Below are 24,210 nucleotides of genomic sequence, written 5' to 3' on the forward strand. Positions count from 1 at the left end.
TTTTCATGCAGAATCTCCCTGCGTATATATTACGAGAAAATTCTACTTTTGAAATCTACTATTTTTAGGGGGGATTAGCCCAAACTTGTAACGTTTTATTTGATTATGTAACCAAATCAAGCTACCTTGATATCGTTACGTAATCAAGAGGTTCTAAGTATGGCAGATAAAAGTGATGCTCATAAAGGGGCGCATGGTGGTGTACGTAAAGGTGCTGGCCGCAAGACTAGATATGAAAAAACGATAGTGATGAGAGTTCCTGAACAATATAAAAATGCGATCAAAGCATTAATTCAACACATAGATGAATGCGAAAAAGTTGATCATCACTACTCACCTGTAGTTTCTAAACCTATATTTACAAGGTCGTTGCAGGGCAAGCCGCAACAAGTTACTTTTACGGTGAGTTCAGTAAAAGCAACTTGATATCGTTACAGAATCAAATGTATTTATCAAAAAAATTGTTTAGGACAATCTATGTATCAGAAAGCTTTCTATATACTTGGTGGCAAAGACTTTGATTTTAAGGATGATTCATTACTTAACATTATTCAGTTTCTCAAAATAGGTTTACCTGAAGCAATGCTGGATGAAGCAGCAAGATTAATGGGATTGAATAAAAAGCATGTAATCTTGCTGATAGGAAAAGCTTCAGGTAGCACAAGTTTAAAATTTGTTTGTCGACTATCCCCGAATCAGAGCGAACGTATGTTAATGATTATTGAAGTTTTAGCTCAAGCCGAGCAATATCACGGTAATAATGCAGCCGCTTTGAAATGGTTAAACACTCCAAACCTCCAATTATACAATGAAACCCCGCTGAATTATCTTGATACAGTAATGGGTATTAAACTTGTTTCAGAAGAACTAAATAAACTCTCTCATGGAATGACAACATGAAAAAAATTAGTTAGGATGCAAACAATCTCTATTGGAACTTTAGATAAATTCATCAAGAAATTAGTTATGGACAGTTAGTTTTCATTAAAGACTATTACAAGTCATCAATCCCAATTTCGATTTCTTCTTGATCACGTCGCCGATGAACTATTTCAGCTATTTCACAATCTTCATCTATAGCAAATAGCAAAGATTCATCATCATTTAAAGAACCGTCTATTTTAATATCCTTTAAAATACCTTTTGCTGAGCCATGTTTTTTCACAAAGGAACTCCTCTTACAAAATTTGTATTATAGGTATAAATGGGCCATTTACTAAACCGTTTTTGGACAGAAGCTTGTTAGTGCCCAAGCTCTAACACTCACTATTCGCATTATGATAAGTATGGTGAATTTAGGTTAACGCCATAGTCTCTTGTTATAAAGCTCGTACGGGAAAGCCTTCTAAAATCTCATCTAGATCTTCGATAATAGATTGGAGATAGGTTTGATCAAATCCTGTAGAGAACTTAAGTTCATTTCCAACACCAACACTGTCCATGCAATTACCCTCTAATTCAATTCCACCTCTTCCATTCCCGATTAGCTTGATTTCAAGCTGCCCCTCAAGACTGTCGAATGTAGCTGTACCTTTTAGGCAAACATAGAGCTTTTGTATTTCTTTAGAGAACTTAACGAAATCATAGGTTTGAAAACTGGCAGAAAATTTACCACTGAAGCTTCCAAATGAAACACTAACAGAGCAAATAAGCCAGTTATCATCAAAAGACTCACTGCTTGGAGAATGTTGGTACTGTTCTACAGTGATCTCAACTTGCTCATTTGGAGAACAACCGATGGATAAACTCATACGTTCCTTGTGCTTTATAACGTTTTAGTATTTATACGTTGCGCTATTTGCAAGGCATAAATCGCTTGTTGGACTTGGCCTATGCCACATCCATATTAATCGGTATGTTTTATGCTATAGGAATTTGCTTTTTTACGGTACTTGTTTTTTGTACAGCTTTGTATCTAATCACCTTTTCTGATTACATCTTTTAAGAAAGGTTTTCGATATTTTAGCTTTTATATTGCCCGTTTATGAGTTTTCCCAGATATACCTTACTGACACGTAATGGGGCGTGCGACGTGAGGTCGTATGAAGCGCTGTTCACCGCTTTTGAGTGAACCATCTGTATCACCAGATGAACCTAGGAGCCTGAATAAAGTAGCGGCTCTGACAATGTAATGAAGATTGGTTATAGACCAATCGGGATCTGAATCGTGAGAGAACGATCCTCCTGATAACCACAAATTGGGTGAGTGCTAGGTAGTCAGTATGATGAACATATGTAAATCCGCGTAAGGTGCGTTATACGATGAAACAGCGGAAGTGGTTTATACGCTGTGGCCAAAAGGCAATGAGAGTTGGAAAGAGATTGCCCCATGCTCTTTCGTGGTCAATATAACTCTTCGCACTATAGCGGGCATCTACCCTGACATTGCGCGACATACGGAACACGGTAAGCCTGTATTGCTCCCTTTGGGAAAGCCGATATGGCCGATAGCGGTGCAGGTATAGGAGGTTGGAAAAAGCAAAGGCTGCATTGTAACGATGCAGATACAGACTTGTGTCTGGTCACGAAAGTGAGCCCACTTCCGACTGGTCTCCCGTTGCAAGATAATGTGAAGAACTTTATTCAAGGAGAAACGCAAATGATGATTTCAACAGAGATTAGTGCCTCTCCTGACGGCGAACAATGGCAGTCCATAGACTGGAAATCCGTTGAACCGCATGTATTAAAGCTTCAGATGCGTATTGCAAAGGCAACACGAGAAGGTAAACACGGTAAGGCGAAAGCGTTGCAATGGATACTGACTCACTCGCGTTCAGCAAAACTTCTTGCTGTTAAACGAGTATCAAAAAACAAAGGCAGTAGAACGCCTGGAATAGATGGTGTCATCTGGAACACGGATGCACGCCGCATGAAAGCAGTAAATCAATTGAGCAGGAAGGCATATCAAGCCAAACCACTCAAGCGTATCTATATCCCCAAAAAGAATGGCAAACTTAGACCTCTTGGTATCCCAAGCATGATAGACAGAGCACAACAAGCGCTCCACCTTCTTGCATTAGAGCCTATATCGGAGACGCTTGCTGACCCAAACAGCTATGGATTTAGACCAAATCGTAGCACTGCCGACGCAGTCGATCAGTGCTTCAAATGCTTGGCTCTAAAGAGATCAGCGCAATGGGTTCTTGAGGGAGATATCAAATCCTGCTTCGACAAAATCGGGCATCAATGGCTTGTTGATAACATCGCCATAGATAAACGAATGTTGGAACAATGGTTAAAGTCTGGTTTTATGGATAAAGGGTTGTTTTATCGTACTGATGAGGGCACGCCACAAGGAGGGGTTATATCCCCAACCTTGATGCTAATGACTCTTGCTGGACTTGAACAGCGCATAAAGTCTACAGCACTCAAAAAGGGTGCTAGAGCCAACTTTATTGGATACGCCGACGATTTCGTCGTCACCTGCGCTTCAAAGGAAGTGCTCGAGAACGATATCAAACCGTTGATCGCTGACTTCTTGGCGGAAAGAGGCTTAACACTCTCCGAAGAGAAAACGCACATTACCCACATCAACAAGGGTTTTGACTTCTTAGGGTTCAATCATAGGAAGTACAAAGGAAAATTGCTCATTAAACCGAGTAAATCCAACACGCTGTTGTTCTTGAGTAACCTGCGCGAACTCATCAAAAAGCACGCAACCATCCCTGTTAACGACCTTATCAAACTGATAAATCCGAAACTAAGGGGGTGGGCGAATTATTATCGTCATTGTGTTGCTAAACAAGTATTCGGGTATGTTGGGCACAAACTATTCTATTCGTTATGGCACTGGGCAGTAAGGCGTCACCCAACAAAGTCTAAGACTTGGGTAGCCCTTAAATACTTCATCAACCGAAAAGGCCAATGGCAATTTCACGGTTGGCAGAAGGTCAAGGATATGGATTGCCAATTCAATCTATTCCAAATAGCCAAAGTGCCTATTGAGAGGCATGTGAAAATTCGAAGTGCGGCTATACCATTCGATCCTCAATACCAAGAATACTTGGCTAGGAGAAAATCGAAAAGGCAAGCTCGTAACGCTTGGAATGAACCTGCTCTCACTGCTTTATAAGTTGCTGGGTATCAAACGATACCTTTGTGGAGGCTTGAGCCTAGTGCAGTGAAAGTTGCACGCTGGGTTCTTAGGGGGGCGGCACTTGGCAACAAGTGTCGTCTACCCGACGTCTATAGTACGAGTAGCTAATCGACTGTTGTTTCAATCTAGGGCTAGAAAAAATAAAATCGCTTGCGCTTAACGAAGCAAGTAAGATCCATTTCATCAAACTTTGTTGGGTTCTGGCTATAATTTCAAATTGAACTTCAATATCAGTCTTCTTCTGGATATGCTTAACTCGATTAAATATCCTGTCTTGGGAAGAAACATCGCATACTTTCAAAGATAGTAAGTGTAGTGGTCAAGCTTAATTGGCCCTAAGTTTGCTATCAATAGCCAGATTGAATAGTGCTAACTGCATCAAGTTCTCCTCAATCTCTAGTCTCGTGCGAATACGCCAAATTTCTTCAAGCCTGAAAGGCTTTTTGACACCACTTCGTTGTCCACGGTTTAGTATGACCATGATGACCTCCTTTTTGGTTGACTGGTCATAATGGTCATAGTTAGTAGGATTGGGATACAAATAAATTACACGTCTAGGCTCATTTCTGAACAAAAAAGCTAAGTCTCGGTGGCATTTAGTACCACCGACCTTCGACTGTTCTTGTTTGATTTCAAATTCATATCATATAGAACACCACATCAATCAGTGATTCTTTACCCGGCGCAGCAGGAGAGTGCTTTAACATCCTTGTTAAAGGTCTGCGCGCAGAGTTTTAGTCCTTCCACCATGGTCAGGTAGGGGAAGAGTTGATCCGCTAGCTCAGTGACTGTCATGCGATTGCGAATGGCCAATGCTGCACTCTGAATTATTTCACCGCCTTCATGCGCCAATATTTGCGCTCCGATAATTCGACCGGTTTTCTTTTCTGCCACTAATTTAATGAAGCCGTCGGTCTCGAAGTTGGCCAGGGCTCGTGGCACATTTTCCATGCCCAAGACTCGACTGTCCGTCTCAATATCTTGCGCCTTGGCCTGTACTTCGGTTAAACCCACAGTGGCGACTTGCGGATCGGTAAAAATCACCGCGGGCATAGTGGTGAGATCCAGTTTGGCGTCGCCACCTATCATATTCACAGCAGCACGACTGCCAGCTGCGGCAGCAACATAGACAAATTGCGGCATATTGGAACAGTCTCCGGCGGCATAAATGCCGGAAATATTGGTCTCCATTCGTTCATTGACGATAACCTCACCGCCCTGGTTGGTTTTAACACCGATTGCGGCAAGATTAAGTTGGCTGGTATTGGCATTACGCCCGGTACTGATCAACAGTTGATCACCAATTAACGTTCCCGCATTGGTTTCCAGCGTAAATTGTTCTCCTTGATATGAAACGCTTGCCGCCTGAGTGTGATTCAACACGTTAATGCCTTCTTTTTCAAAACATTCGCTAAGTTTCTCACCTAGCAAGGGGTCTTCTGCATACAGTAATGAATGCCGCGCCAATACCGTCACCTCGCTACCTAAGCGGCGATAAGCTTGTGCTATCTCCAACGCGACCACAGAGGAGCCAATCACGATCAGATGTTGTGGCAGCGCTTTGGCAAATAATGCTTCTGTGGATGTCCAGTAAGGGGTGCCGGCAAGACCATCAATCGGCGGGATCGTCGGCGTCGAACCGGTGGCAATTAATATTTTATCGGCATGCAGCACTAGCTCTGAACCATCGACTTTACGGATGATTAAGGTATTGGCATCGTTAAATCGTGCAAACCCTTTAATTAAACTCAGTGCGGGATTATTGTCTAGAATATTCTGGTATTTGGCTGCCCGCAATTCTTCCACCCGCGCGGTCTGCTGCTCGGATAAGCGCGCTCGACTCAGTTCTGGGGCATGATTTTCCAGTCCTGCAAACGGGTTGCTTCGCTGTTGCTGAGCCAATTGCGCCGCTCGAATTAAAATTTTGGACGGCACACAGCCAACATTGACACAACAGCCGCCGATCACCTCGCTTGCTTCAATAATGGTAACCTGTGCGCCACGCTCCGCTGCCTTGATGGCGCAGGCAAAAGCGCCAGAACCGCTGCCTATGATGGCGACCCGTTGCTGAGGGCTAATGTCTTCTTGCTGGTCAGTGTCGCCACACCTTGTCGTGTCTTTAAGCTCTGTTGCAACGTAGCCTAAGGCATTAATCGCTAGGATCAGTTCTGCTACATTGACACCATCTCTTGTGGTGATCACAGCTAGGGCTTTTGCATAAGACACCTCAGTTTTAATGACGCCTTCAACGGCATCGAGCGCCTCTTTAATGTGTTCGACGGAGCTTGGGCAGCTCATCCCTTGTATGGATAAGCGTATGGATAATAAAATCATTTTCTTTCCTCAACTAAGGTAAATAATCATTGGCTTAAACGGCACAACTTTCATCGTCGCAGCGCTTATTAGCGGGTGAAAAAATGTCCCATACAGAAACGGCCACCATCAGCGCGAGCGCCGAATAGGTCACATAAGCACTCCAGCCATATTGAAACAAGGGGTAGAGTGATAACAAGAGTAGCGCTGGGCCGAACATACCCAGAGCACTGCGATGCCACTGCCTATGGCTGAACCAGCCCAGTCCGTTAAGCACTAAGGCAATCCAAGCGAATAGGGGCAATAAGGTGTTGACGAACAGGCCTTCCCATTGGCTGAGAAAGCCTAATCCAATCGCTGCGCCCAAACTGGCAATCGCCGGGAAACACATGGCGCAGCCCATAGCAGAGATAACAGCACCCAAGGAGCCCGCTTTATCACCGATGCGTGTCAGCATATTGAATAAATTGGTCATAGCCTTCTTCCTATTGTTTGATAGTTGACGGGTAACCTGCGTTGGTGGTCGCATCGATTAACGCTTTGACCGTGGTTTTCTCATCATCAAAGGTCACAATTGCCACCTTGGTCTCAAAGGTGACATCGGCCTCGCTGACGCCTGCAACATTTTGCAGCGATTTTTTCACCGTAAAAGGACAGGTAACGCAGTTCATGGTCGGCACGTCTAAGGTCACAGTTTGTGGTTTGGCAGCAGCAGTCAAACTGGTGAGTGCCATAAGGGTTAATAACGTGACTTTTTTCATTGTATTCTCCAAGTGTTAGTTAAAAGTGTAAGTGCTATGAATCGCTGTGTTCTGTCATTAATCTTCAATTGGTTAACGCCAAATCCTTGGTGCTGCACTTAGGCAAACCAGACAATCCAGTAATTGCTGGTCACTAGCACTAGCGCTGCGAGTGCCGTTAACCAAAAAATGACCTGTCGACGCTTGCGCACTTGCGGCACGGCGCAGGCGGTTCCTGGATCACATGCTTCCATTGGGCGATAAACGTTTCGACCGGCGACAGCAAACAGAGCCAATACCACAACAATGAAAATAGGACGATAGGGTTCTAATAAGGTCAGGTTACCAATCCAGGAGCCACTGACTCCCAGCAACAGCAATATGAAAGGTCCAGCGCAACACAGGCCAGCGCCGACGGCGGCAACAATGCCACCAATAATGGGCAGATTAGGATCTTTTGGGGACACGTCTTACTCCTCAGTTTTCAATGTATGGAGTAAGTGTAAGTGCCGTACCTATGTACGGAGTCAAGCATATTTATCTGTGGGTAGAGTCGATCAGGGTTGCAAGGAATCGATAATGGGGCAATGGCTGTCATCTTCATTGTTATGGCACTGTAGCAACAGTGTATTAAGCGCGGTTTCCAAGCGTCGTAAATCAACCATTTTTTCTCTGACGGCGCCAAGTTTATGCTCGGCAAGCTCTTGGACTTGACTGCATGGGCGATCCTCTAGGCTCAATAGATTAGCAATTTCCTCCAGCGTAAATCCCAACTCCTTGGCTCGTTTGATAAAGCGAATACGGTTCACCGTTTCATTTGGGTAATGACGGTAACCCAGGTCTGGCTTCAGTGGTTGCTCGATCATTCCTCGTCGTTCATAAAAACGCACCGTCTCAATATTGATACCAAGCTCATTGGCCAGCTTACTGATGGTTCTTTTCTTTTCAAGTGAGACAGAAGTCATACCTCTTCCTTTGATTACTATTATGAATGGGATCATAACATTTCTTATTAGGTGGCCAAATCTACTATGCCACTACACAAGAAGTATAAACGATGCTGAACTCCATAATTCTGACTTGAATTTAGTGGCAAGAATCCAGTAATTTATGAGGCTCACCGCCATTGCGGGGCTTATTCGTATTAGAATTACTTATGGATTAAAGTAGTACCCGAAACACGCTTTGGGGCAAAAACAAGTTTGAGTTACAAACGTAATTTAACCTCTACAGTAGTCTTATAAAGTAGCAGCCGATATTTCTTAGCCACTACTGCTAGTGATGTAAAATAGTTATAAAATATCCGTCGGTTTGTGATTTAATTTACTTAGTTCTAAAATACACTCTATTGGAGATTGTTTGTAAAAGTGGATATTGAGACAATTATCAAATGACAAGTTTTTGATCAACTTTAATCATCTAGAGGTATTTTATCATGTGAAATTATAAACCCAAGCAGTTTAAGACGGCCTGGATTTACAATTAAAATAACATTGATAGGGAATTAACCTTTACCAAAAATAAAGTTTTTAATAAATTATAACCGCTAAAAGCTATAAGAGAACTTTGTCCTTAAATCAGTAGCATCTTTTTGATTATTTTCATAATCCAAGATTGAAAAATCAACTGATATACCGCAATTAGCTAGTTTACCATCAAATTGATATGCAAGATTAACCGTCCATTCATTTAAATCTTTTCCAACTATGGGATTGTCAAAAGATGTATAAAATAATTTACCTTTAACATTAGAGATAGTAGAACCTAACCCCAGTTGATACGAATTTGTGCCCGCTTCAAATGCAGCAACCCCCGCAGTTTTAGTAGTTGCAGTAAACTGATAATAAGCTCCTTGACCTATGCCTCTAAAAACTCTATTTTCTCCTTCATTTCCTCCAGCTAATGTATAACCAGCGAAAAAATCTACTCCCCCCTGGCTGAAACCTACTTTAAAGCCCAAAAGATCATTATCAACTAGTTCATTTTTATCCCACTTAGTTTTGTAGTACTGCACCGCAATATAACTGTTAAAGTTAGTTGGCAATGTATATTCTACATCCGCATAGAGTGCTTGGACTTCATTTATTACATTTGCGTACTGTGAGTTAATTTTAACTTTTTTAGCTATCCGTTTATTAACTTGTGCGTAAAAGACGCCATCATTGCCTATCTTATAAAAGTCGCCAGGGGAACCAGAACCATTATAATCAAAATCAACAAATTCATTATCAACATAAAATGATTTATCTGTTCGAGTCTGATATTTAGTCACATAACCAATCGAAATATCAGTATCCTCAAAATGACTTGAAGATACCTGATACATTTCAAAAGACTCTTTTATCAATCTTGAACCTGAGTTAGCGATCAAGGGTGATGAAAAGTGTTGTCTACCTCCAGAAAACACCGTGCCACCAAACTGATATTTCAAAAAAGCTTCTGATAATACAAGACCTTGTGCGTTTATACTGCCCGCAGTTCTATCATCATCATCATTGATGTTACTAACGTATGATCCCTGTACTTCTCCTCCCAATTTAAACCCATTAAACTCTGATGTATTAAAAGTAACATTACCACCATTCACCCAAATCGAGCTATTCTCTGCATTTGAATCGTCAAAATCTTGTTCGAAATAGTACGATTTCGCTGTACCTCCAACATTACCATTGTGTATCCATTCAGAAAAACTTTCAATATCACCATTAGAGAATGCATTATTACTCATTGCTAATAGCACCAAAAAATATTTATTATATTTAAACATATAAACCTTATTAACGTTAAGTTACAAACAAGAAACTATATTGAGTAAAATAAAAACCGAAGATAAACAAATAAATTACAAACCCAATCAATAATACAAATAAAAACATTTTTAACAGTGATCTATTTCACAACAAAAATATTAAACCCACAAAAATAACAAATTAAAATAAGACATAGGTTTAAAACCAAAGTTAAAAACTTAGGTGAAGGAAATATAAAAAAGCACTTAAAGCAAAGATTTAAAACAACAAAAAATATTAAATTAATATCAATAACGTTAATTCGATCAATATAAAATAAACTACAAACATTACAATAAAAATAGATAAACACATTTAAACAAAATATATTATCTCACAAAAAACAACATAGGAAGATTCATATCATGATTAAAAAAAATATTCTATTAGGACTTATAATTGCATTTTCAAGTCAATCATATGCCACAACAATAAATTCAGAAACGTTTAAAAACTTAGACTATAAGAGTGCTGTTACAACAGCACATACACTATACAAAAATAATGAAGGGATAATGATAAAAGTTTTACCCAATAGAATAGTTGCAACTTTCTCAGATGGTAAAAGTAGTTCTGTAGCAATACCAAAAGATCAATTCTTTCTTTCAATAGCTCCGTACATTAATAGCTCTCATCCATGTACTAATCATGTTTTAACAGGTTGTACCGGTGAGATAAAAAATCAAGTAATGAAAGTTGTCATGATTGATACTGATACAGGTGAAACATTAATAGACAAAAAAGTGACGACACAACGTGATGGATTTATAGACTTTTGGGTTCCAAAAGATAAAAACTTAGCATTCAATATTTATCATAAAGCAAAAGACGGAAGCGAAAGAGTGGCGAGAGAGGTACTGTCTACTTTCAATAACGATAGAACTTGCATTACTACTATGCAACTTATTGAAAGTTAATATTTGAATGCAAAATCAAAATAAGACTGGAGTTATTCCGGTCTTTTTTTATATAAAAAAATGGAAATCCTTTTCCATAAAATATCATGCATTAACATGATCCGAGTCTTTGTGGTTTTCTTGGGAGCACCTACAAAGAAGCTCAAGATAATCCCTTATCTGGTTGATGAAACTTTTATTAGTTACGACCAGTGCACGTGGGTTATTTTCCAATGACCATCCGCTTGTTTAATTAACACAAGCGTTTCCATGGTCATTGAGTCAATACTTTTACCTTTATATTCACCTTGGGCGTGACTTATTGACGTTGAAATAGCAATGTCACCCGTAATCGTTATTTGGTGTTCTTTTGCCGTTATGGTTAACCCTTTTAAGTAGGCCATATCCGCAAGCATGTGATGATTGGCATAATCCGTAAGTGAACGTTCTACTTTTCCACCTTCATAAATTTGCACATTGGCTGCTAATGACTGCCTAACAATAGCCTCATTGCCCGTTTGTAATGCAGCATGAAATTGTTTGACGACATTACCCGCGGCGGAATCAACACCGATAAACGCTTTTTGTTCTATAGGGTGAGTTTCATCACCATGGGCGAAGCTCAATGAGCTTTGTCCTGCGGACATCAGTAATATCCCGGTCGTTATGAGTATTGTTAAAGGGCTATTTTTCATTTTTATCTCTCTGTTAATTTATAGTGATTATCCAAGGCTCATAGGACCTAGCACGCTCGAAAGTACCGCTGTTGTCGCTAATATCAGTACTGCTATTAATGCTTCTAATCCAATCGATTTTTGTAGTTTTTGTTTTGCGAGTAATGTGTTCGCAATCGTTAATTTAGGTACTAAAACCAATTTATGCCATGCTGCTATAAGCAAAATGATAGCCACCAAACAGAGCTTGATGGTGACCGCAATACCATAATCGGAACTGATTAATTCAGTGGGACTATCAAACAACATCCACACCATTCCCATGCCTGAAAGCAACACTAGAATGACAATCACTATGCCTAAACGACCAAATGTATCCATGACATTTTTTATGACGATGTGGTCATCGGTGCAGCATAATTTCCATAATGGATAAAAAGCGCCTATCCAACTGCCAATGATCAACACGTGTATCAATATTAAGCCTTGAGCAAGCAATCCCAGTTCAGTGCTATGGCCAATAAAAGTAAACGTGACAGCAATTAACAGACAACTGAGAATCGCTAATACCGCAGAAAACGTTTTGATATAACGGTTCTTATGTAACAGTAAACCACTAGCCACTAGCATTAACCCAAAACCGATTAAGCGCCAAAGCACCGTTTGCCCTACCTGGGTTGGCCACAGAAAAGCATGCATCTGCGCATCGAATATTCCCATCAAGCCACTTTCAGCAAAAGCCCCTACTTGAGCAAAATAATTGATACTAACGGCAATCAACCCCAAAACGGCACCTACGCCGGTATATTTTGCAACGCTAATACCAAGGTTCGGTTGACCCTTAATGAGATATTGCATCAATGTGCCGCCAATAACGGCGGCAACACTCAGATAGATAACCCATTTAGATATCAACACCGATATTTCAAATACGGTTAATATCATGTTTACTCATCCACTTATTGATGTGCAGTGTGCTCGCTAGTCTCATGCTCCATTGTCATAGGCGGTGCACTGCGAGTGTTCATGCCAGAGTCGTGAAGCATAAAGCTCATGTTGCCTTTCATCTTATGACCGTCGTCACCCATGATCATCCAGTTAACTGTGTAATTAGCTGCGCTTAATGCTGGTAGAGCGAATGAAAATGCTGCTTGGCTGGTCGCACTTGAAGGTAATGTTAGCGGTACGCTTTGCTGCTTCTCATCTTGCATTGTTAATTTGACCAAACGTACCGGAGCCGTAAAGGTCAGTTCAAGCGTTGTTGGGGCTTGACTTAGCATGGCACCGTTAGCGGGCATAGAACTGCCCAGTCCGACATGAGCAAATGCTGAAGCACTCAGGAATAGACTTGTTACGACTAAAACGTTGTTAAATAATTTCATGATATTTCCTTTTATATTGTTTTTAACGATCGAAAAACGGTTTACATAAATGATTAATATTGGCTTAGCTAACATCTTGGCGCCAAGCTTATAACTCAGTGTACGAACGAGGTCTTAGAACCAAGCTCTAAAACCAATAACAAACTGGGTTTCTTGTGTATCTTCCCCTTCACTTCGGGCGTAATCGGCGGTATTACCGAGTTTCTGACGCCAATCCACACCGATATAGGGTGCGAACTCTCGAACAATCTCGTATCTCAATCGCAGCCCTGCACTGACGTCAGATAAGCCTGAGCCTATTCCAAGTTCAGCATCGTCCTTACCAAATAAATTTACTTCTACTTCAGGTGTGAGTATCAATTTTTGAGTGATTAACAGTTCATATTCCGCACTCAAACGCATGGCCGTACGGCCTTGTTCACCGATGAATAAGGCAGCGTCAATATCAAAGAAATATGGCGCTAACCCTTGAACCCCAATCACAGCCCAATTACGGTTCGGCGTCGGTTTGATATCGGTTTTAATACCGAATTGTACATCCCAGTATGGTGCGATGGGCTTACTGTAAAGAGCCTGAATTTCAAGGTCTTGCTTATCACTATTTGAATATTCACCTTCGGTTTTAAGCCACAACTTATTCAAATCGTAACCTAACCAGGCTTGTGCACTAAACTGGGTAGGATCTTGCGGATCCACGCCTTTTTCAAATTGATCCAGCATGACTTTTGTTAATAGTGGATCATCATTACCGCCGGCAAACACAGCTGAGCTAGCCAATGAGGCGCTCAGACTCAACAGTCCCAATGCCACTAAATTCGTTTTATTCATCTGTATTCCCCTTATTTCACCACGACTTTTCTGAACATGCCTGGCATGTGGAATAACAAGTGGCAATGATATGCCCATTGCCCTTTTGCATCTGCTGTGACTAAGTAACTGATCTTAGAACCCGGCTGAACTAATACCGTGTGCTTACGGGGAATAAAATCAGGGTCGCCTGTCTCTAACTCACTCCACATACCATGCAAATGCATAGGGTGAGTCATCATCGTGTCGTTCACTAAGGTGATCCGCAGTCTTTCTCCGTATTCAAACTCTAATGGCGCGGCGTCCATAAATTTCACCCCATTCACAGACCACATATATCGGTTCATATTGCCGGTTAAATGCAGTTGAATTTCGCGGCTAGGTTGGCGCGTGTCGTAGGTAGGATGTAAGCCTTTAATATCGCCATAAGTTAATACTTTGCGATTAAATTGTTGTTGATGGTCACGCAATCCAATCCCGGGATCGTGTAAACCACTTTTTGGCGCATCTGCACGCATATCCACTTGTGGGCCGAACTCGGTGTCAATGTGTTTAATTTCATTGTTACTGCCAAAGCCTGCAAGCCCTAGTCCTGAGACTGTCGCTTTCGCAGCGTCCATGGCCATTTTGCTGTGATCCATGCCTGACATATCACCGCCACCCATAGCCATCTTGCTGTGATCCATGCCTGACATATCACCGCTGCCCATAGCCATCTTGCTATGATCCATGCCTGACATATCACCGCCGTCCATAGCCATCTTGCTGTGATCCATGCCTGACATATCACCGCCACCCATAGCCATCTTGCTGTGATCCATGCCTGACATATCACCAGCGCCCATGTCCATTTTGCTATGATCCATACCGCTCATATCCATATCACTCATGTCCATGCCCATATCACTGTGGCCAAGGACTGGCCTTGGATCCATTGGGGGAATAGGAGCATGTAAACTGGCATCTGAGGTAAGGTTACCTACCGTAAAGCCGGTGCGGTCAATACTTTGAGCGAAAATACAATAGGCATTATCAACCTCTGGCTCAATAACCACATCATAGGTTTCAGCAACACCGATTCGAAATTCATCCACAGATACCGGTTGAATGTTCTGACCATCACTGGCGACAACACTCATTTTGAGACCCGGTATACGCACATCAAATATGGTCATAGCAGAACTATTTATAAAGCGTAAGCGCACCTTCTCACCTTGTTCAAACAACCCTTGCCAGCCCTGTTGCGGAGGATTGCCATTCATTAAATAGGTGTAAGTTGAACCCGTAACATCAGATATGTCTCTGTCACTCATGCGCGCGTTATTCCACATCGAACGAGCGTTCCACGTATTGGCTAAGCCATTTTTATCTACGTCAGAGAAAAAATCCATTACCGTACGCTCACGGTAATTATAGTAGTCGGCTTGCTTCTTTAATTTGGCATAAATGTTTTCAGGGGCTTCGTCAGACCAATCAGACAGCATGATCACATAGTCACGGTCATATATGACCGGATCGGGGGTCGCAGGATCAATCACAATAGCGCCGAATAAACCGGTTTGTTCTTGATAGCCTGAATGACTGTGATACCAATATGTGCCACTTTGTTGGACGGTAAATTGATACTCAAATGTTTCACCGGGTTTAATGCCATCAAAGCTAAAGCCAGGTACACCGTCCATTTCGGTGGGTAAAATAATACCGTGCCAGTGAATAGAGCTATCATGGTCGAGATTATTTTTTACTCTTAAGGTGACTGTTTCACCTTCTTTCCAACGTAATAACGGCGCGGGCAGTAATTGGTTGACCACAGTGGCCCGAGCAGATTTTCCGGTAAAATTAACCATTTTATAGTCAATTGATAAGTCAAACACTTTGCCAGAAAGCTGGCTCAACGATTGGCTTAACGCATTGGCAAAGGCATTTTTAGGGAAAGGGATCGACATCAATGCCAACATGGCGGATGCACCAAACACAAACCGGCGTCGGCTGTTGTTGAGTTCACGGTTTGTCGTTTGAATCATGGGTTTTATCATGTATTGCGATTTCATTGCACAGACTCCTCAAGCGAGTTCACTTGGGCGTATACCTGGCTACTGCCATCATTTTTCAACAGTAAGACTTGGTATGGCATAAATTTATCTTGGTACTCCATACCAGGGCTGCCCACAGGCATAGCGGGTACGGTTAGGCCGATAGCATCTTTAGGGGGGGTGGCTAAAAAACGACTAATGAATTTTGCAGGGATATGCCCTTCAAACACATAACCTTGAGATGACACTGCGGTATGGCAAGATTGCATTGAAGCAGGAATACCCTTTGACTGTTTAAACTCATAAAGGTTGTTAATATTGTGGGCATCAACATTAAATCCACGCTCACTAATATGAGTAAGCCATTTTTCACAACAGCCACAATTGGCATCTTTATAAACAGTGAGTAATGGCGCCGTAGTGCCGGGCTCCGCTGCATGGGCAGGTAACATCCCTCCCATAATTTGCAGAATAAAAATAGTACCTATGACACGAAAAAAACGAATAGAATTGCGATATAGAGCAGACATAATATTGCCTCCAAATCAAATTTCGTCACATTAAACAACGCGGTTTAATGTCAGTTTATTAACCGAAAAAGTTAAAAAATTGAAACTACATGATTGGCTAGGACAGTTAGCAAAAAAAAGGCGTAACTGTGCCTATGTTAGGCAAATATTGGAGGACGGTATAAAGATGAAAAATACTGAGGCATTAGTGCTGAGGTAAACATTGTTGCAGCATTAACTAAGCTGACTTCTGATTTAAGCGTTGGCATTGCCATCGTTAAAGCGACTGATAAACATGAGCCGACAGGACAATGGCACGCTTGGGCGCAGCAACTATCATCCGCACCATCGTTCATATTCATGTTCATTTTCATACTAGCGTCATGACATGCTTTGCCATTTTCAGCAGGCATATTTGAAGTCGTCATTGAACTCATTGGCATAGTACCAGGCATAATCACAGACGCAAAAGTTTGACCGACAAACGTCAGTAAAACAAACATCATGATTAAATGGACTCTACGCAAAATATATCTCCAATGATTAGATATTAATGATAATAAGAAAAGCTTAGTTTAGCAATGAATATTTTATTAAAAATATATTAGATTGTTATTAGAATATCATTCTAATAACTATAATTAAAATTAATTAAATATAAAAATATAACGATGCAGATAGTTTTATCTGCATCGTTTTTTTAATCAACTCAACACTATCGTTCCTCATGTCTCAATTGAGTACGACGCCATAAAAAGAACACAACAGGAACAATTAATAGTGTCAGTATTATTGCACTGACCATTCCGCCTACCATTGGCGCAGCAATTCGACTCATCACCTCGGAACCTGTTCCAGTACCATAAAGGATAGGTAATAATCCAGCTATGATTGCTGCTGCGGTCATCATTACAGGACGTACGCGCATACCTGCACCTTGAATAACAGATTGAGTCAACTTTAGTTCATCAAATTTTTCTAGCTGCTGTGAACTATGATCAATCGCTTCTCTATAGGCTTGGTTTAAATAGACAAGCATAATGACGCCAATTTCGACAGCGACACCCGCCAATGCTATAAAACCTACCCCTACAGCAACTGAAAAATTGAAACCTTGTATATACATTAACCAGATACTACCCACCATGGCAAAAGGCAATGTACCCACAATAATTCCTACTTCAACAACATTGCGGAAATTCATGAACAATAAAATAATGATAATAAATAAAGTAAATGGTACTACGTAAGTAAGCTTCGCTTTAGCTCTTTCCATATACTCATATTGACCAGCCCAGGTAATAGAGTAACCGGCAGGTAATACCAATTTATCATTCACAACTTTTTGGGCTATTTCAACATAACTACCGATATCGACATCTTCAATATCGATATAAGCCCAACCATTAAGGCGAGCATTTTCACTTTTAATGCCTGGTGGTCCATTTTCGATAACGATATCCGCTACATCCCCTAAAGAAATCCTCAAACCTTGCGGAGTGACGATAGGCAATAAAGCTAATGCTTCAGGAGAATTTCGATAATCCTGAGGATAGCGTAAATTAATTGGATATCGTTCTAAGCCTTCAACGGTTTGTGAAATATTCATACCACCGATCGCTGTAGCCACAACTTGTTGAACATCCGCTATATTTAAACCATACCGGGCTGCATTTTCTCTTTGGATATCAACTTTGATATATCGACCACCTGCAACCCTCTCAGCATAAACTGACGCAGTCCCTTCAACATTTTTTAGGATTTCCTCTAATTGTTTACCTATTTGCTCAATTTCATTGAGACTAGGGCCAGCAATTTTAATGCCTACAGGCGTTTTGATCCCTGTCGCTAACATGTCAATTCGGGTTTTAATTGGCATTACCCATGCGTTCGTCACACCGGGTAACTTTACTAATGAGTCTAATTCTTGTTTTAAACTCTCAGTCGTCAGGCCTTCTCTCCACTCACTTTTGGGCTTAAGCTGAATAAACGTTTCCACCATTGTTAGAGGTGCAGGATCCGTTGCGGAGTCTGCTCGGCCAACCTTGCCAAATACGGTTTTAACCTCGGGTACTGTGTAAATTAACTTATCCATTTGTTGCACTAATTGGCGAGCTTTACCAATAGAAATACCAGGGTAAGTGGTCGGCATATACATTAGATCGCCTTCATCTAATGGAGGCATAAACTCACTACCAATTTTATTTAGCGGCCACACACCAATTGCCAACACAAATAACGCAAATAGGAGGGTTATCTTCGGGAAAGCCAGTACTTTTTTCAACACTGGCATATATACAGCAGTTAACAATCGATTAACGGGGTTTTTGTGTTCAGGAAGCACTTTTCCCCGAATAAAGTATCCCATTAGCACTGGTACTAAGGTAATAGCTAACGCTGCCGATGCAGCCATTGCGTAAGTTTTAGTAAATGCAAGTGGCGAAAACATCCTACCCTCCTGTGCTTCGAGGGTAAATACCGGTAAAAAACTAACAGTAATAATCAGTAGGCTAAAAAATAATGCAGGGCCAACTTCGCTGGCAGATCGCGCAACGATCTGCCAACGGTTTTCAGGCGTCAATGGCGTTCGTTCCATATGTTTATGCATATTTTCAATCATGACAATGGCACCATCGACCATGGCACCAATTGCAATAGCAATACCACCTAAAGACATGATATTGGCATTTAAACCCTGCAAGTGCATGATAGTAAAAGCGCTTAGAATCCCTACAGGCAAACTAACGATCGCCACAAGCGAAGATCTTACATGCGCCAAAAAGACCATACAGACTAAAGCAACGACTAAAAATTCCTCTAACAGTTTAAACCCTAAGTTTGATACGGCTCTCTCAATCAAACCACTGCGATCGTAAACGGTCACAACTTCCACGCCCTCAGGAAGGCCTTTCTTCAATGTCTCTAATTTAGCTTTAACGCCATCAATAGTCTTTTGTGCATTTTCACCAAATCGCATCACAATAATGCCGCCAACCGTCTCACCTTCACCATTGAGATCGACTACACCTCGGCGCATTTGCGGTCCAGTCCCTATATCCGCAACATCTTTTAACAGTAATGGGGTGCCATTATTGTTAACGCCTAAAGGGATATTGCCTATATCTTCCTTATTCTCAAGATACCCTGTTGTGCGAACCATATATTCTGCTTCAGCGATTTCGACAACTGAGGCACCAATCTCTTGATTACCGCGGTTAATCGCCATTTGAATAGCCGTTAAAGGTATTCCAAAGGCACGCAATTTATCAGGGTCTACCTTAATCTGATACTGTTTGACCATCCCACCTAGAGCACTCACTTCAGACACGCCTGGGACAGTTTGTAATTCATACTTTAAAAACCAGTCCTGTAGACTGCGTAACTCACTAATATCGTGCTTACCTGTTCTATCGACGAGTGCATATAAATATACCCAGCCCACTCCTGTTGCATCAGGGCCTAATTGAGGTTTTGCATTATCCGGTAACGTTGAAACGACTTGACTGAGGTACTCCAACACACGACTACGAGCCCAATATAAATCGGTTTCTTCATCGAAGATGACATAGACATATGAATCACCAAAAAATGAGAAGCCCCTGACCGTTACTGCTCCTGGCACAGACAGCATAGCCGTCGTCAATGGATAAGTGACTTGATCTTCAACCACTTGAGGGGCTTGACCTGGATAACTTGTTTTAATGATTACCTGAACGTCAGATAAATCAGGCAAAGCATCAATAGGGGTATTTTTAAGAGAAAATAAACCCGCGCCGACGAGAATGGCACTGGCAAGCAAGACAAAAAATCTGTTCGCAACAGACCAACGTATAATTGATTCAATCATGACTATTCTCCCAACTCCATTCCTGAATGATCAGCTTGATGTGTTGTGTTAGAAACATCATCTGTGGTTTTGGGATTGTGTATATTTACCACTTTGACCGCGCCATCTGATGTTTTTTCTAATTCAATATGAAGCACAGCACCAACGGTAAATACAGAGAAATCCACACTGTCATCAACAGTAAAGTCCATGGTCATTTGTGGCCATTCCCATTCACTGACAGCTTGATGGTCCACATTAATCATTCGATGTGCAGCCATTAAACTATTTACTTTTGCTTCTACCCAAGCGGTTTCTGATGTGATGGCTTGAATATTTTCTTGCTCATCTTCTGGTGCTGTCATACGTTTAAGATCAGAGGTTTTATTTGATTCAGAATCCAATAAAAATTGTGCAGACGAGACTACAATATCTCCCTCGTACAGCCCTGATTCTATTTGAATGCTGTCATCATCTAATCGCCCTAACGTTACCGCTACAGATTTATATTTACCTTCACCGAGGGCAAGTACAACTCGATCAGAGTTTCCTGTTCTAATAACAGCCTCCCTTGGTAACAGTAATACTTCCTCTTCACTTCGTGTTTTTATCGACACTTGTGCAAACATATTTGGCTTTAATACCGCATTGGTATTATCGAAACGCAATCTCACTTTTAGCGTTCTTGTTTTACTGTCTAATGTCGGATAGACGTAATCTACTTTGCCCTGCCAAAATTGACCAGGCAGGTAATCTAACTTCATTTCAACAGCTTGCCCAACTTTAACCATATTCGCTTGGCGTTCAAAAACCTCGGCTTCGACCCATACTTGTGATAATGAAGCAATTGAAAACATTGTCATACCCGGTTTAACAAACGATCCTTCCCGTATATTCAAATTATCAATAACACCACTTTGAGGGGCATAAAATGTAATATTTTGTTTGACCGTTCTATTCTTACGTAGCGCGTTAATCTCCGCGTTTGGTATTAATAGCGCTTTCAATCGTTCTTCAGATGCAGTAATCAAACGCTGATCTTTTCGATTTAAAGCTAATAACATTTCCTCTTGTGCATTAACTAAAGCTGGAGAGTAAATTGAATATATAGGTTGCCCTTTAACGACCGGATCACCAGAAGCTTTGACATAAAGTTCTTCAATCCATCCTTCAACTCTTGGATTAATATGAATAAGATGGTCTTGATCATACTGGACATAACCCACTGTTTTAATATTATTTTGTAGTGTTCCTAAAGTGACTTGAGTTGTGCGAACACCCAGTTTATTAATCACAGCGGGTGAAATTGAAATTGCACCCGGTCCAAAATCTGTCGAGCCAGCTGCATCTTCGTACACTGGTATCATGTCCATACCCATGGGTGATTTCCCGGGTTTATCGCTACGAAAATTAGGATTCATAGGTGCGACCCAATATGATGGCTTAGCTTTTGCTTTGTCCTCTGAAACTACTTGATTCTGTGGTGTATATAGGATTGATGCACTAATACCAGTAAGAATACCGATAACTAATATGCTGATCATTTTCAAATTGCTGTTCATTTTACTTCTCCATCAACATAAGATTTATGTGAGATGCTAACTGGGCCCACTTTAGGGGTAAAAAAATAGTTCAATTGAACTTTAACTTTCTGTAAATCAACGTTAATGGCCAAAGCATCTAATTGAGTATTTAATTGAGCAATGAGGGAACGTACGACTTCAGCGAAATCACCCTTATCATTTGTGTAAGCCGTTAGCGACGCATCAGCTTGATCTTGCATTTGAGGTAATAAAAAATCGTTATAGAGTGTCTGACGTTGTTCCAATTTAAGAAGTTGCGCTTTCGCAGTACCGTATGACGCCATCATGTTTCGAAGCAGTAACCACTTTTCCGTTTTAATTGATTCCGATTGATAAATAGCGGCTTGAACTTGCTTGTCTTGTTTTGACGAAGTAAATATTGGTAAATCAAAACTCACACCAATTGATAGCAAATCATCGCGAGAATTACCCATAGGATCATTGCCTCGATAACTGTATCCAGCATTTACACCCCATTCTGGCTTATACAATTGCTTTTTTAACTCGACACCTTTTCGGCTTGACTCAATTCTTTGCTCCAATGCTGAAATGAGTGGATGAACAGAGAACGCTTCATACAGAGACTGTTGATAATGTTGGCTTTTTTCCTCATCAAAATAAAGATTAGGATTCGTTAGTTTAATTTGAGGAAGTATATTAGGGACGGTAAACGTCGAAAATAACAGCTCATAATCTTGTTCATGACCTATTCGATATTCATCAACAAATGCCTTACCAACCCATTCAGATAATTTCTGTTTAAACATATCTTCTTGCTGGGCCAAAACGGTCAGCTTATCTTCAAGACGGGTCACCTCTAACTGAGCACGAATAATATCCTGCTGATTAGATTTAACTAAAGCAGATGAATACCCTGCTTTAACAACATCTGATAGTTGTTCAAATAAGTTCCGATTGCGCTCAATCAGTGCAATGCTCTCTTGCGCTTTATATACATCAAACCAAATTTGAGCTGTGGTGACACTTAACTTTGCTCGTCTATCTTGTCTTAAGAAAGGATATTGCTCAGCCGTTAACTCAAGTTGTTGTTGGCGTAAACTTAAGCTATCCCCACGGGGAAACATTTGAGTGACACCAATTTTCATTTGAGTCATTGCTTCTTGTCCAAAATCAAAAGTGTTTATGGACAAATTAGCTAAACCAACACTGATTTTTGGATCTGGTAAGGTTCCTGCCGCGATACTCTCAGATTTAATAGCATCTTGTTGAAATTGATTACTGACTAACCAGGGATCGTTTGATTGAGAGAGATAAACTGCTTCTTCCAGTGATAATGTCTGTACTGGTTCTGCCGCATATACCGCAGCGCTAATACCAATAAAGGACATCACTACTATTAGAATATATTGAGTGTAAATTTCACCCAATTTCTTGTAAATTAAAGACATAAAGCCTCCAAATTAATCACCAATTCTCGAATTGAATTCGAACAAAGGTAATATCTTGTTAATTTATTTTAATAAAGATAAATGAACAGGAAGACGATCAAAAATTGATCAAGCCTTTCCTATCTAACAAGACAATATTGGAGGACGATATAAAGAAGAGTTATATTGCGGAGTCGTATTTTGAGTCAAACCAGATATAAAACTACTCAAACTTGAGATGGTTACTGATTGGACAATTTTCATTTCAAGGGCAATTGAAAAACAAGTACCTATCGGACAATCACATTGATTATCACAACAATCAGGAATGTCAGCGGTAGATGTTTTAACGGCATCAGCATCTGATGTTAATTGGTGATGGCAAGCGTTAGTCGCAGCGGTATTCACTGGATTTGATTTACTTAACATTGAATTCATATCAGAGGGGCATGGCAAAATCACAGACGCAAAAGCTTGACTGACAAATGTCATCAAGATAAGCATCACTGTGATAATTCGCATACGACTCAAGATAAAACTCCAATATAATTACTGCTATTAATGTTAACTCAACTTGACTAAATCATCCTAGTTAACTGTAGTGTTTTTTTACTTTAAACTACTGATACTTGACATAGATCACACTTCGAAAGCTCTTACTAAAAGATAGTCAGTATCGATAAAAATTAACATCTAATTGTCTTAACTTATCTTGGATCCTGGTGGGGGTTTGTGGCAACTATGTGGTTGATGATTTGCATTATCTTTGATGTTTTGATCCACAAATTGGTAGTAACTTTCCTTCACATGAGTCCACCAATCGTTATGAATATTAGCACCATGCTTTCTGATAACCGCTTCAATACCTTCTAAATTGATATGGCTGGCATCATAGGTTAGATAAATAGATCCCGATTTGTCATTATAAATCACTTCTTCTATGCCAAACAGTTTGTCTATCTCAGTCTTTAATGCTTCTAAATTTTGATTATCTACTCCAGTTAATCTTAGGTTTCTGACAACTAAAGTGGCTTCTTTAACGCCCGGTCTATGTTCAAAATCACTCATAATGTCTCTCTTAATCATTAACTCATCATTTTTCTGATGATTTAGGTAAAAAGTAATTAACAAAAAATGGCCAATTTTCTAACCTAGACCGTAAACAGCTTAGGTT

Annotated in this window: 25 protein-coding genes; 4 read left to right on the forward strand and 21 right to left on the reverse strand. The window is 40.7% G+C overall.

Annotated elements, in window-relative coordinates:
* The first annotated feature begins 159 nt into the window (after positions 1-159).
* Together AAEY98_RS00005 and AAEY98_RS00010 are read left to right on the forward strand one after the other, a co-directional pair.
* On the forward strand, positions 160-426 hold the full coding sequence (locus tag AAEY98_RS00005; RefSeq protein ID WP_011638879.1) for a hypothetical protein: 267 nt from the start codon (positions 160-162) through the stop codon (positions 424-426).
* 51 nt (positions 427-477) lie between these two features.
* Positions 478-900: an Xre family toxin-antitoxin system antitoxin gene (locus AAEY98_RS00010; protein ID WP_011638878.1), complete on the forward strand. Its 423-nt coding sequence runs from the start codon at positions 478-480 to the stop codon at positions 898-900.
* A gap of 94 nt (positions 901-994) precedes the next feature.
* Here the strand turns inward: AAEY98_RS00010 and AAEY98_RS00015 are convergent, their stop codons facing one another.
* Positions 995-1,165, reverse strand: coding sequence for a hypothetical protein (locus AAEY98_RS00015; RefSeq protein ID WP_165870202.1), 171 nt, complete (start codon positions 1,163-1,165; stop codon positions 995-997).
* 154 nt (positions 1,166-1,319) lie between these two features.
* Entirely contained in the window at positions 1,320-1,751 is a 432-nt protein-coding gene (locus AAEY98_RS00020; RefSeq protein ID WP_011638905.1) for a WapI family immunity protein, read from the reverse strand.
* A gap of 848 nt (positions 1,752-2,599) precedes the next feature.
* On the opposite strand from AAEY98_RS00020, the gene ltrA reads away from it, so the two are divergent.
* Positions 2,600-4,072: a group II intron reverse transcriptase/maturase gene (gene ltrA / locus AAEY98_RS00025; RefSeq protein ID WP_011638906.1), complete on the forward strand. Its 1,473-nt coding sequence runs from the start codon at positions 2,600-2,602 to the stop codon at positions 4,070-4,072.
* 349 nt (positions 4,073-4,421) lie between these two features.
* Here the strand turns inward: ltrA and AAEY98_RS00030 are convergent, their stop codons facing one another.
* From AAEY98_RS00030 to AAEY98_RS00060, 7 genes are all read right to left on the reverse strand, one after another.
* Positions 4,422-4,577: a hypothetical protein gene (locus tag AAEY98_RS00030; protein ID WP_207891339.1), complete on the reverse strand. Its 156-nt coding sequence runs from the start codon at positions 4,575-4,577 to the stop codon at positions 4,422-4,424.
* A gap of 194 nt (positions 4,578-4,771) precedes the next feature.
* Complete coding sequence (gene merA, locus AAEY98_RS00035; RefSeq protein WP_011638907.1) at positions 4,772-6,430, reverse strand: mercury(II) reductase; 1,659 nt, start codon at positions 6,428-6,430, stop codon at positions 4,772-4,774.
* 34 nt (positions 6,431-6,464) lie between these two features.
* Positions 6,465-6,884, reverse strand: coding sequence for an organomercurial transporter MerC (gene merC / locus AAEY98_RS00040; protein WP_011638908.1), 420 nt, complete (start codon positions 6,882-6,884; stop codon positions 6,465-6,467).
* A gap of 10 nt (positions 6,885-6,894) precedes the next feature.
* On the reverse strand, positions 6,895-7,170 hold the full coding sequence (gene merP, locus AAEY98_RS00045; RefSeq protein WP_041413222.1) for a mercury resistance system periplasmic binding protein MerP: 276 nt from the start codon (positions 7,168-7,170) through the stop codon (positions 6,895-6,897).
* 98 nt (positions 7,171-7,268) lie between these two features.
* Complete coding sequence (locus AAEY98_RS00050) at positions 7,269-7,616, reverse strand: mercuric transporter MerT family protein (protein ID WP_011638910.1); 348 nt, start codon at positions 7,614-7,616, stop codon at positions 7,269-7,271.
* A gap of 90 nt (positions 7,617-7,706) precedes the next feature.
* Positions 7,707-8,114: a mercury resistance transcriptional regulator MerR gene (merR, locus tag AAEY98_RS00055; protein WP_011638911.1), complete on the reverse strand. Its 408-nt coding sequence runs from the start codon at positions 8,112-8,114 to the stop codon at positions 7,707-7,709.
* Positions 8,115-8,695: 581 nt separating this feature from the next.
* A complete protein-coding gene (locus AAEY98_RS00060; protein WP_351014382.1) occupies positions 8,696-9,877 on the reverse strand; it encodes an OprD family outer membrane porin in 1,182 nt (393 codons plus the stop codon).
* A 426-nt stretch (positions 9,878-10,303) separates the two neighbouring features.
* On the opposite strand from AAEY98_RS00060, the gene AAEY98_RS00065 reads away from it, so the two are divergent.
* Positions 10,304-10,855 carry a CueP family metal-binding protein gene (locus AAEY98_RS00065; RefSeq protein ID WP_124018398.1) on the forward strand — a complete coding sequence of 184 codons (552 nt, stop codon included), beginning with the start codon at positions 10,304-10,306 and terminating at the stop codon, positions 10,853-10,855.
* A gap of 182 nt (positions 10,856-11,037) precedes the next feature.
* Here the strand turns inward: AAEY98_RS00065 and AAEY98_RS00070 are convergent, their stop codons facing one another.
* The 12 genes from AAEY98_RS00070 to AAEY98_RS00125 all read right to left on the reverse strand — a co-directional run bounded on the left by AAEY98_RS00070 (position 11,038) and on the right by AAEY98_RS00125 (position 24,104).
* A complete protein-coding gene (locus AAEY98_RS00070) occupies positions 11,038-11,481 on the reverse strand; it encodes a YybH family protein (protein WP_351014385.1) in 444 nt (147 codons plus the stop codon).
* 75 nt (positions 11,482-11,556) lie between these two features.
* A complete protein-coding gene (locus tag AAEY98_RS00075; RefSeq protein WP_351014386.1) occupies positions 11,557-12,453 on the reverse strand; it encodes a CopD family protein in 897 nt (298 codons plus the stop codon).
* Between the two features lie 14 nt (positions 12,454-12,467).
* Entirely contained in the window at positions 12,468-12,890 is a 423-nt protein-coding gene (locus AAEY98_RS00080) for a copper resistance CopC family protein (RefSeq protein ID WP_124018400.1), read from the reverse strand.
* A 114-nt stretch (positions 12,891-13,004) separates the two neighbouring features.
* Positions 13,005-13,718, reverse strand: coding sequence for a copper resistance protein B (locus tag AAEY98_RS00085; protein ID WP_124018401.1), 714 nt, complete (start codon positions 13,716-13,718; stop codon positions 13,005-13,007).
* Positions 13,719-13,729: 11 nt separating this feature from the next.
* Complete coding sequence (locus AAEY98_RS00090) at positions 13,730-15,748, reverse strand: copper resistance system multicopper oxidase (RefSeq protein WP_351014389.1); 2,019 nt, start codon at positions 15,746-15,748, stop codon at positions 13,730-13,732.
* Entirely contained in the window at positions 15,745-16,260 is a 516-nt protein-coding gene (locus AAEY98_RS00095) for a DUF411 domain-containing protein (protein WP_123884748.1), read from the reverse strand. Before AAEY98_RS00095 ends, AAEY98_RS00090 begins: the two co-directional genes overlap by 4 nt.
* A gap of 137 nt (positions 16,261-16,397) precedes the next feature.
* Entirely contained in the window at positions 16,398-16,766 is a 369-nt protein-coding gene (locus tag AAEY98_RS00100; RefSeq protein WP_351014391.1) for a hypothetical protein, read from the reverse strand.
* 188 nt (positions 16,767-16,954) lie between these two features.
* On the reverse strand, positions 16,955-20,086 hold the full coding sequence (locus tag AAEY98_RS00105; RefSeq protein WP_123884666.1) for an efflux RND transporter permease subunit: 3,132 nt from the start codon (positions 20,084-20,086) through the stop codon (positions 16,955-16,957).
* A 2-nt stretch (positions 20,087-20,088) separates the two neighbouring features.
* Positions 20,089-21,627, reverse strand: coding sequence for an efflux RND transporter periplasmic adaptor subunit (locus tag AAEY98_RS00110; protein ID WP_351014393.1), 1,539 nt, complete (start codon positions 21,625-21,627; stop codon positions 20,089-20,091).
* A complete protein-coding gene (locus AAEY98_RS00115) occupies positions 21,624-23,057 on the reverse strand; it encodes a TolC family protein (RefSeq protein ID WP_123884664.1) in 1,434 nt (477 codons plus the stop codon). Before AAEY98_RS00115 ends, AAEY98_RS00110 begins: the two co-directional genes overlap by 4 nt.
* 123 nt (positions 23,058-23,180) lie before the next feature.
* The gene (locus tag AAEY98_RS00120; protein ID WP_123884663.1) at positions 23,181-23,465 is read right to left on the reverse strand and encodes a hypothetical protein; all 285 of its coding nucleotides are present in this window, start codon (positions 23,463-23,465) and stop codon (positions 23,181-23,183) included.
* A 273-nt stretch (positions 23,466-23,738) separates the two neighbouring features.
* Positions 23,739-24,104 carry a cation transporter gene (locus tag AAEY98_RS00125; protein ID WP_123884662.1) on the reverse strand — a complete coding sequence of 122 codons (366 nt, stop codon included), beginning with the start codon at positions 24,102-24,104 and terminating at the stop codon, positions 23,739-23,741.
* Between the last annotated feature and the right edge of the window lie 106 nt (positions 24,105-24,210).

The organism is Shewanella sp. AC91-MNA-CIBAN-0169 (assembly GCF_040310165.1).
GTDB lineage: Bacteria > Pseudomonadota > Gammaproteobacteria > Enterobacterales > Shewanellaceae > Shewanella.

Bases quoted from the DNA above. Each gene is read 5' to 3' on its own strand.
- AAEY98_RS00005 (WP_011638879.1), top strand. From the start codon at position 160: ATGGCAGATAAAAGTGATGCTCATAAAGGGGCGCATGGTGGTGTACGT.
- AAEY98_RS00010 (WP_011638878.1), top strand. From the start codon at position 478: ATGTATCAGAAAGCTTTCTATATACTTGGTGGCAAAGACTTTGATTTT.
- AAEY98_RS00020 (WP_011638905.1), bottom strand. From the start codon at position 1,751: ATGAGTTTATCCATCGGTTGTTCTCCAAATGAGCAAGTTGAGATCACT.
- ltrA (WP_011638906.1), top strand. From the start codon at position 2,600: ATGATGATTTCAACAGAGATTAGTGCCTCTCCTGACGGCGAACAATGG.
- AAEY98_RS00030 (WP_207891339.1), bottom strand. From the start codon at position 4,577: ATGGTCATACTAAACCGTGGACAACGAAGTGGTGTCAAAAAGCCTTTC.
- merA (WP_011638907.1), bottom strand. From the start codon at position 6,430: ATGATTTTATTATCCATACGCTTATCCATACAAGGGATGAGCTGCCCA.
- merC (WP_011638908.1), bottom strand. From the start codon at position 6,884: ATGACCAATTTATTCAATATGCTGACACGCATCGGTGATAAAGCGGGC.
- merP (WP_041413222.1), bottom strand. From the start codon at position 7,170: ATGAAAAAAGTCACGTTATTAACCCTTATGGCACTCACCAGTTTGACT.
- merR (WP_011638911.1), bottom strand. From the start codon at position 8,114: ATGACTTCTGTCTCACTTGAAAAGAAAAGAACCATCAGTAAGCTGGCC.
- AAEY98_RS00060 (WP_351014382.1), bottom strand. From the start codon at position 9,877: ATGAGTAATAATGCATTCTCTAATGGTGATATTGAAAGTTTTTCTGAA.
- AAEY98_RS00065 (WP_124018398.1), top strand. From the start codon at position 10,304: ATGATTAAAAAAAATATTCTATTAGGACTTATAATTGCATTTTCAAGT.
- AAEY98_RS00070 (WP_351014385.1), bottom strand. From the start codon at position 11,481: ATGTCCGCAGGACAAAGCTCATTGAGCTTCGCCCATGGTGATGAAACT.
- AAEY98_RS00075 (WP_351014386.1), bottom strand. From the start codon at position 12,453: ATGATATTAACCGTATTTGAAATATCGGTGTTGATATCTAAATGGGTT.
- AAEY98_RS00080 (WP_124018400.1), bottom strand. From the start codon at position 12,890: ATGAAATTATTTAACAACGTTTTAGTCGTAACAAGTCTATTCCTGAGT.
- AAEY98_RS00085 (WP_124018401.1), bottom strand. From the start codon at position 13,718: ATGAATAAAACGAATTTAGTGGCATTGGGACTGTTGAGTCTGAGCGCC.
- AAEY98_RS00090 (WP_351014389.1), bottom strand. From the start codon at position 15,748: ATGAAATCGCAATACATGATAAAACCCATGATTCAAACGACAAACCGT.
- AAEY98_RS00095 (WP_123884748.1), bottom strand. From the start codon at position 16,260: ATGTCTGCTCTATATCGCAATTCTATTCGTTTTTTTCGTGTCATAGGT.
- AAEY98_RS00105 (WP_123884666.1), bottom strand. From the start codon at position 20,086: ATGATTGAATCAATTATACGTTGGTCTGTTGCGAACAGATTTTTTGTC.
- AAEY98_RS00110 (WP_351014393.1), bottom strand. From the start codon at position 21,627: ATGAACAGCAATTTGAAAATGATCAGCATATTAGTTATCGGTATTCTT.
- AAEY98_RS00115 (WP_123884664.1), bottom strand. From the start codon at position 23,057: ATGTCTTTAATTTACAAGAAATTGGGTGAAATTTACACTCAATATATT.
- AAEY98_RS00120 (WP_123884663.1), bottom strand. From the start codon at position 23,465: ATGTTAAGTAAATCAAATCCAGTGAATACCGCTGCGACTAACGCTTGC.
- AAEY98_RS00125 (WP_123884662.1), bottom strand. From the start codon at position 24,104: ATGAGTGATTTTGAACATAGACCGGGCGTTAAAGAAGCCACTTTAGTT.